The organism is Paracoccus fontiphilus, assembly GCF_017356265.1.
Lineage (GTDB): Bacteria > Pseudomonadota > Alphaproteobacteria > Rhodobacterales > Rhodobacteraceae > Paracoccus > Paracoccus fontiphilus.
Map to the genome: position 1 here is coordinate 1 of NZ_JAFNAW010000009.1, position 7,500 is coordinate 7,500.

At 59.1% G+C, this 7,500-nt stretch carries 3 protein-coding genes, 1 tRNA gene, 2 rRNA genes and 1 pseudogene (1 of these 7 only partly in view); 1 reads left to right on the forward strand and 6 read right to left on the reverse strand.

The window, feature by feature from the left end:
• Positions 1-115 precede the first annotated feature (115 nt).
• Together J0F76_RS05065 and J0F76_RS05070 are read right to left on the reverse strand one after the other, a co-directional pair.
• Positions 116-1,216: a S8 family serine peptidase gene (locus J0F76_RS05065; protein WP_207466424.1), complete on the reverse strand. Its 1,101-nt coding sequence runs from the start codon at positions 1,214-1,216 to the stop codon at positions 116-118.
• A gap of 135 nt (positions 1,217-1,351) precedes the next feature.
• On the reverse strand, positions 1,352-2,653 hold the full coding sequence (locus tag J0F76_RS05070; protein WP_207466425.1) for a hypothetical protein: 1,302 nt from the start codon (positions 2,651-2,653) through the stop codon (positions 1,352-1,354).
• Positions 2,654-2,953: 300 nt separating this feature from the next.
• On the opposite strand from J0F76_RS05070, the pseudogene J0F76_RS20855 reads away from it, so the two are divergent.
• Positions 2,954-4,081: pseudogene (locus J0F76_RS20855) on the forward strand (recombinase family protein); the annotation flags it as partial.
• Positions 4,082-4,174: 93 nt separating this feature from the next.
• Here J0F76_RS20855 and J0F76_RS20860 read toward each other — a convergent pair.
• The 4 genes from J0F76_RS20860 to J0F76_RS05090 all read right to left on the reverse strand — a co-directional run.
• On the reverse strand, positions 4,175-4,522 hold the full coding sequence (locus J0F76_RS20860; RefSeq protein ID WP_242690002.1) for a hypothetical protein: 348 nt from the start codon (positions 4,520-4,522) through the stop codon (positions 4,175-4,177).
• A gap of 94 nt (positions 4,523-4,616) precedes the next feature.
• A tRNA-Met gene (locus J0F76_RS05080) sits at positions 4,617-4,693 on the reverse strand.
• A gap of 55 nt (positions 4,694-4,748) precedes the next feature.
• Positions 4,749-4,863, reverse strand: a 5S ribosomal RNA gene (gene rrf / locus J0F76_RS05085).
• Between the two features lie 106 nt (positions 4,864-4,969).
• A 23S ribosomal RNA gene (locus J0F76_RS05090) occupies positions 4,970-7,500 on the reverse strand (it continues 308 nt past the right edge of the window).

Below are 7,500 nucleotides of genomic sequence, written 5' to 3' on the forward strand. Positions count from 1 at the left end.
GCGCGCCGACATCCACGAGGCTTTCGTGATCCTCGGCTGCGCCCTCATCTGCCTAAACCAGATCAAACGGTTTTGTTAGATGTTCTAAGTGATTTTTCGGTGCAATGTTCTAAACTTAAATGCCGTCAGCCGAACGCGCTTGAACTTGAGGAGCGATGCGAGCACGCACCTCGTCGTAGATCTCCATCTCACCCAGCATTGAAATCGTCACGGCTAAACCAAAGGGTATCTCCTCATCAACTGGTGCGCCTTGATCAGGGTCGCGTTGCACGACGAGGGGGATTGTCATGTTAGGCACGACGACCGGCGCATTTGTCCCATACCAGCGGCGTGAACTGACGGTTCCGCGATTACTCTGGTTTTCGTCCGGATGCCAACTATCACCAGAGACAGAGAGCGCCTCTATCTCGGTCGGCGTAAGGATCTTCAGGCGACAGCTGCGGTAACTCTTCCGGCCTGGCAGAACCGGCGAAAACCACGCCACGGTCGCTGACAAGTTGTGCGGGCGCGCCTTACCACCGATTGCCACAGGAACCGGCACGTCGATGCTTGCGATGCGATTAGCTCCCAGAAGCCCTGTCGCGAAAAACGTCGCCCGATCCGCGGCACACGCAACCGCGTCCTCAGCATCGACATAGCCGTAGCCTAGGAAGCGCCGAATGTTATCCTTTTGCTTGGATGCTTGGCCGCGACCAATCGGGCCAAGGGTTCTCTTGATGAGTTCGGCGGTATCCCTTGGCCATTGCGCAGGATGGACCAAAAGGGCCTTCAGGAGGACTGCGCGCTGTATGGGCGGCAAGCGCAGAAACGCATCCCCGTAGGCAGACTCGAGCGCATCGTGGATGCGGTGACACGTCCGCGACGCAAGCGCCGCTGCTGCGCTGGTTCCATTCGAATAACCGTCAAGATTCTCGCGACCAACCCTTGGCGGCGCCGCAACCTTGAGACCTGCTCCGCGCGAAGCTTGTGCCGGACGGATGTCAATGTGCCCGTGATTGCCGACACAGGCCATGTGCTCTCGGCTGCCCGGCATCAAAATGTCCGGCTTGACCGATCTGGCAAAGCCCGGTCCGAGGCTGCTTGATGGGTTCGCCGCCACATGAGCCGGGAAGGGATCGATCAAGGTTCGTGCCAACCCGCGCTCAGCAGGACCAACGGCGTCAACGTTTCCGGCACCGACCGTAATCCCGTTTACCGTCTCTGCTGGCGATAGCATGCGGCGCCGTGCCCATGGCGCCAACGCGAGGTGAGCCGGCAATGAAGAACTATTAAAGTCTCAACAGCTAGTGCCGCCGCTTCATCGCTCAAGACGCGTCCACCGCCGGCCCGGGCGAAACTTAGGTCGATTCACCTAACCTTCGACCTGATGTAGCTCGAAGAGCAGCATCTCAGGAAGCTCGGTGAATGCTTCCGCAATCTGCTCGACTTCAGTCTCGATGGGGCGCCCCGCTTCGTGCCGGTTTCGCCTCACCGTGCTTAGTGAGTCGAAAGTCTCCCGTTCTTGTTGGCTGATTTCCGACTGCGTGCCCCTGAGCAGACGCCCCAAGGTGCGCATCGCCGCGATCTCATTGTTGTAGAGCATATGCCCCGCGCACATTACATAGGGATCGACATCGCACAAGAACGCCAAGGTCGCGAGATCGCGAGCGGATAAACGGTCTGCAGGAGGCAATGTCGGAGGCTGGACATATGCTTCATGCATCTGAGACCTGAGCACCTTGGAGGCCAGGGCAAGCACCCGCTTTCCGTATTGATCAGGATTCTTCAGAGTATGATGCGCTCTGAGGTTCAGAAGTTGGCCCATGGCCGGGCCGTAGTCAGCCATCAGCGGAACACGCTCAGCCATCACCTGCTCTGAGATACGTTTGGCCTTCGCAAGGGTGTCGATGACATGGGTTCTCATCATGGCCAAGTCGCGGATCTTTGGATCCCTTGTCGCTAGTCGACGAATGTAGCTGTCGGAGATCGACTTGACCTTCCATCGGAGGTCTTCACCCGATCTGGGATGAGGCTCGTCCGGGAAGTGCATCGAAAGTTTGCGGCCTTCATCCATTAGGGCCGGAATGTAGGTCCACAACTCCGGATGCTCTTCCTGATCACCCGCCTGACCCGTGGTGCCACCATTCTTCCGCCCGGCATGAGAGTTCTTTGCCAGTGCTGAAAGGTTCGGCGCATGCTCTGCAAGCCAACGGTAGACCTCCGCTTCGTTATGCTTCGAGCCACCAGTTACATAGTCACTGAGGCTGGGAAAGAGCGCATACGTCCACAAACGCAAGGCATCACGGATGCGCCGTTCCGTCCATGACAGCTGTCGCCGTCCGCGGGGAAAAAGAACGATTTCAAGAAGCGGCAAGGTCATGACGCCATAACCATAGTCGCTGATCTGCCTTCGAACCCACTGCGGGACAGAGGTCAGTTTGGTAAGCTCATCCGCTGTAACTTCGATTTCCATTCTGAATCTTCGTCGGCGGACGCGGTGCCAGACCTCATCCGGAACAAGCCCCGGATCGCTCCTGCGTCGATCCACATCAATCAGCAAGAGAGCCGGCGCGTATTCGGCAACAGGGACGTCCTGGTCATCCGGTGCGTCTTCGCATTGCGCGATGTAGAGTTCACGGGCTTCATCCCGCAGCTGCTGGATTTTGTCTTCCAAAGGGACCCTCGACCTGGCTCACGTCAAACGGCCGATTTGTTTCCCAAGCCGGTTGCGAACTCTGCTTCAGATTGCACGGACCTTTCCGTTCAGGTCAATCGCGATGTCCAGAACGCCCTCCAAGCCAGACCTATCACCGTCAACCCGCCGGGCTGATCAGCGGCGTGACAGTGACGTGGACATTGATTACGCGGCCCGGGAACCCCATCATAAAGGCCTTAACGCCCTTGTCCGCCTCCTCGCCCGGCAGGCGGCTCGGGCGTATCTGGCCCAATCCGCCAAAGACAGAGAGGACACGCCGTGACATTCAAAGCATCATCGCCTGTCCGGGCGGCCCTCTACGCCCGCTATTCCTCCGACCTGCAGCGCGACGCCTCGATCGAGGACCAGCTGCGGCTCTGCCGCAAGCTCTGCGCGGAGAATGGCTGGATCGTTATCGAGACGTTCCAGGATCGGGCGATCAGCGGATCCTTCGACTTGCGTCCCGGATTTCAGGGGCTGCGACAGGCCGCGATGGAGGACACCTTCGATGTTGTGGTGGCCGAGGCCTTGGACCGCTTCTCGCGCGACCAGGAGCACATCGCCGGCTTTCACAAGCAGATGAGCTTCCAGGGCATCCGCATCGTCACCAAGACCGAGGGCGAGATCAACGAGATGCATGTCGGCCTCGGCGGCACGATGGCGGCCCTCTACATCAAACACCTCGCCCAGAAGACCCATCGGGGGCTAGAAGGCCGGGTGCGGGACGGCAAGTCCGCCGGCGGCATCGGTTATGGCTACAAGGTTAATCGCCAGGCGCTGCCCGATGGCAGCCTGACGGCGGGCGATAGGGTCATCCACGAGGCGGAAGCCGCGATCGTGCGGCGGATCTTTCGCGACTACGCGGCGGGCAAGAGTGCCCGCACCATCGCGATCACGCTGAACGCCGAGGGCATCCGATCACCCGCTTCGGGCCGCAGCAGCGGCACCTGGAGCGCTTCTACCATCGGCGGCAACTGGAAGCGCGGAACGGGGATCCTCAACAACGAACTCTATGTCGGCAAGCTGGTCTGGAACCGGCTGCACTACCGCAAGGATCCCGCCACCGGAAAGCGGGTCTCGCGGCTGAACCCGCCCGAGGACTGGATTGTCGAGGAACTGCCACACCTGGCCATTGTCGACCAGTCTCTCTGGAGGAGGGTGAAGGCCTGCCAGCAGGCGACCCGCGAGGAGATCTTCGAAAGCCGTGCCGAGAACCCCGAAGCGCCGGGCATCGAACGTGGCCGCAGGCCCCGCCATCTGCTGTCTGACCTGATCCGTTGCGGCTGTTGCGGGGGCGGCTATTCAATGATCAGCAAGTCGCGGCTGGGCTGCTCAACGGCCCGCAACAAGGGCACCTGCACCAACCGCCGCACGATCGGGCGGGAAGAGGTGGAGGAGCGGGTGCTTTCCGACCTGAGGGAGCGCCTGATGAGACCGGACCTGCTGCGCCGGTTTATCGAGGAGTTTCAGCGCGAGGTGCAGCGGGGGCGACAGGAGGCCCTAGCGGAGCGGGCCGATCTCGAACGCCGCCACTCCCGTGTCAAGAAAGGCATCGACAGCATCATCACCGCGATCACCGACGGGATTTATAGCCCCTCCATGAAGGCGAAGATGGACGTGCTCGAAGCCGAGCGCGTCGCGATCGAAGCAGCCCTGTCCCGAACCGAACAGCCGTCTCCCATCGTCATCCATCCCGGCCTTGCCGCGGTATACGAGAATAAGGTGGCGGCGCTGAGCACGGCGCTGAACGCCGACGACACGCGTGGTGAGGCAGCGATGATCCTGCGTGGGCTGATCGACAAGGTCGTCATCCACCCCGAGACGGAGACGCAGGGGATCGATCTTCATGGGGAGTTGGGCGCGATCCTGGCGCTGTGCGGAGATCGGTGTGCCGCACATGCCGACGCCCGCCTTAGGGGCGGGCGTTCGGGGCAAGTGACTATGGTTGCGGGGGCAGGATTTGAACCTGCGGCCTTCAGGTTATGAGCCTGACGAGCTACCGGGCTGCTCTACCCCGCGACAGTGGTGTCCTGGATCGGCGGGTATCGTTTCAGAGAGATGCGTGTCTTTCCAGGTCTGGCGGTGACCTACTCTCCCACGTCTTGAGACGCAGTACCATCGGCGCAGCGGCACTTAACGGCCGAGTTCGGGATGGGATCGGGTGTTTTGCTCGCGCTAGGGCCACCAGACCGGGAAAGACACGCTCAGCGTTCCGCCGCCCCGTTTGTTGTGGGGCGGGCGGGATGTTGTCCAAGGATGCTTTTGGGAGAAGGTCTAGTCTGCCTTCTTCCGGATCAAATCAAGCCTATCGAGCCATTAGTACCGGTCAGCTGAACGTGTTGCCACGCTTACACCTCCGGCCTATCGACGTGGTGGTCTTCCACGGCTCTCAAGGGAGACCTTGTTTTGAGGGGGGCTTCACGCTTAGATGCCTTCAGCGTTTATCCTGTCCGTTCATAGCTACCCTGCACTGCCGTTGGCACGACAACAGGTCCACCAGTGGAACGTTCACCCCGGTCCTCTCGTACTAGGGGCAACTCCTCTCAAGTCTCCAACACCCACGGCAGATAGGGACCGAACTGTCTCACGACGTTCTAAACCCAGCTCACGTACCTCTTTAAATGGCGAACAGCCATACCCTTGGGACCTGCTCCAGCCCCAGGATGAGATGAGCCGACATCGAGGTGCCAAACGATGCCGTCGATATGGACTCTTGGGCATCATCAGCCTGTTATCCCCAGCGTACCTTTTATCCGTTGAGCGATGGCCCTTCCACTCGGGACCACCGGATCACTATGGCCGTCTTTCGACTCTGCTCGACTTGTCAGTCTTGCAGTCAGGCTGGCTTCTGCCATTGCACTCAACGAGCGATTTCCGACCGCTCTGAGCCAACCTTCGCGCGCCTCCGTTACTGTTTGGGAGGCGACCGCCCCAGTCAAACTACCCACCACGCAGGGTCCCGGACCCGGATAACGGGCCGCGGTTAGACATCAGAACAGCGAAGGGCGGTATCTCAAGGACGGCTCCACGGGAACTGGCGTCCCCGCTTCAAAGCCTACCGCCTATCCTGCACATCGCAATCCTGATGCCAGTGCGAAGTTGTAGTAAAGGTGCATGGGGTCTTTCCGTCTAACCGCGGGAAGTCTGCATCTTCACAGACAATTCAATTTCGCTGAGTCCACATTTGAGACAGCGGGGAAGTCGTTACGCCATTCGTGCAGGTCGGAACTTACCCGACAAGGAATTTCGCTACCTTAGGACCGTTATAGTTACGGCCGCCGTTTACCGGGGCTTCAATTCAAGGCTTGCACCTCTCCTTTTAACCTTCCGGCACCGGGCAGGCGTCAGACCCTATACGTCGCCTTGCGGCTTCGCAGAGCCCTGTGTTTTTAGTAAACAGTCGCCACCCCCTGGTTTGTGCCCCCGACCGATGCTTGCGCACCAATCGGGCCTCCTTCTCGCGAACTTACGGAGGTATTTTGCCGAGTTCCTTAAATGTGGTTCTCTCAAGCGCCTTGGTATTCTCTACCAGTCCACCTGTGTCGGTTTCGGGTACGGTCTTGTGGAGGGCTGTTTCCAGGAACCGCTCAGCAGCCCCTCCAATCCGATAAGGAGGAACTACACCTGCGATCCGTCACCATCTCCTGGCCCAGGACTATTAACCTGGTTCCCATCGACTACGCCTTTCGGCCTCGCCTTAGGGGCCGGCTCACCCTGCTCAGATTAGCTTTAAGCAGGAACCCTTGGACTTTCGGCGACAGGGTCTCTCACCCTGTTTGTCGCTACTCATGTCAACATTCTCGCTTCTGATCACTCCACCGGATGGCTCACGCCCCGGCTTCACAGTCAGAACATTGCCTCCGCTGCATCGCGAGGATGCAAAAGAGGCAGCGTCCTATATCACAGAACGCTCCGCTACCACGTGCATAAATGCACATCCAAAGCTTCGGCTCGTGGCTTGAGCCCCGTTACATCTTCGCCGCAAGACCTCTTGATTAGACCAGTGAGCTGTTACGCTATCTTTAAAGGATGGCTGCTTCTAAGCCAACCTCCTGGTTGTTTTGGAAGTCTCACATGCTTTCCCACTTAGCCACGAATTGGGGGCCTTAGCTGTTGGTCAGGGTTGTTTCCCTCTCCACGACGGACGTTAGCACCCGCCGTGTGTCTCCCGGATAGTCCTTCCTGGTATTCGGAGTTTGCTTAGACTCAGTAAGGCTGTGGGCCCCCATCATCCATGCAGTGCTCTACCCCCAGGAGGATACGTCCGAGGCGCTACCTAAATAGCTTTCGCGGAGAACCAGCTATCTCCAGATTTGATTGGCCTTTCACCCCTAGGCACAAGTCATCCCGACCTTTTTCAACAGGTGTGGGTTCGGACCTCCAGTTGGTGTTACCCAACCTTCATCCTGCTCATGCCTAGATCATCTGGTTTCGGGTCTGATCCGTCTGACTAAAACGCGCATTTAACACTCGCTTTCGCTGCGCCTACACCTAACGGCTTAAGCTTGCCAGACAGACCAAGTCGTTGACCCATTATACAAAAGGTACGCCGTCAGGGCTCGAGGCCCCTCCGACTGCTTGTAGGCGTCCGGTTTCAGAAACTGTTTCACTCCCCTCGTCGGGGTGCTTTTCACCTTTCCCTCACGGTACTGGTTCGCTATCGGTCAGCAAGGAGTACTTAGCCTTCGGGGGTGGTCCCCCGGTCTTCAGACAGGATTTCACGTGTCCCGCCCTACTTGATACGTCCCATCGGACTTCCCGTACGGGGCTGTCACCCGCTATGGCCGATCTTTCCAGATCGTTCCGGTCATCCTCAAGGCTCGGCT